Source organism: Aeromonas popoffii, from assembly GCF_000820025.1.
Classification (GTDB): domain Bacteria; phylum Pseudomonadota; class Gammaproteobacteria; order Enterobacterales; family Aeromonadaceae; genus Aeromonas; species Aeromonas popoffii.
Genome location: NZ_CDBI01000038.1, coordinates 577 through 1,100 on the forward strand (window position 1 = coordinate 577; position 524 = coordinate 1,100).

1 pseudogene is annotated in these 524 nt (G+C 61.1%); it reads left to right on the forward strand.

Annotated elements, in window-relative coordinates:
- Positions 1 to 428 (forward strand): annotated as a pseudogene (locus BN1129_RS07555) (4Fe-4S ferredoxin); the annotation flags it as partial.
- Positions 429 to 524 lie beyond the last annotated feature (96 nt).

Below are 524 nucleotides of genomic sequence, written 5' to 3' on the forward strand. Positions count from 1 at the left end.
GCCCCTGCGTGCAGCGACTGCTTTCGGGGGCGCTCGGCAAGGGCCTTCGCGTGTTTGAGCCCTCCGCCTTTGTGCTGGAACACCTGCTGCCTCATCTCGACCTTGCACCGATCGATGAGACAGTGATGCTTCATATCACCTGCAGCAGCCGGCGTATGGGGCTGGGGGAGAAGATGCTGGCGGTAGCCCGTGCCTGCGCCCGGGAAGTGATAGTGCCAGAGCATATCCAGTGCTGCGGCTTTGCCGGTGACAAGGGGTTGATGACCCCTGAGCTCAACGCCGCGGCGCTCGCCAGCCTGCCCGCCCAGGTGCCCACCGATTGCCGCCAGGGCTTTAGCAATAGTCGCACCTGCGAGATGGGGCTAAGCCAGCACGCCGGCATTCCCTATCACAGCATCCTCTATCTGGTGGATCAGGCGGCGAGATAAATAAACCTCCGGCAAAACGAGTTCTGCCGGGGGTTTATAACCATGAGCGGCCCAATATGGCGCTGTATGGTTATACCCCAAAGCAGCATCTGGCAA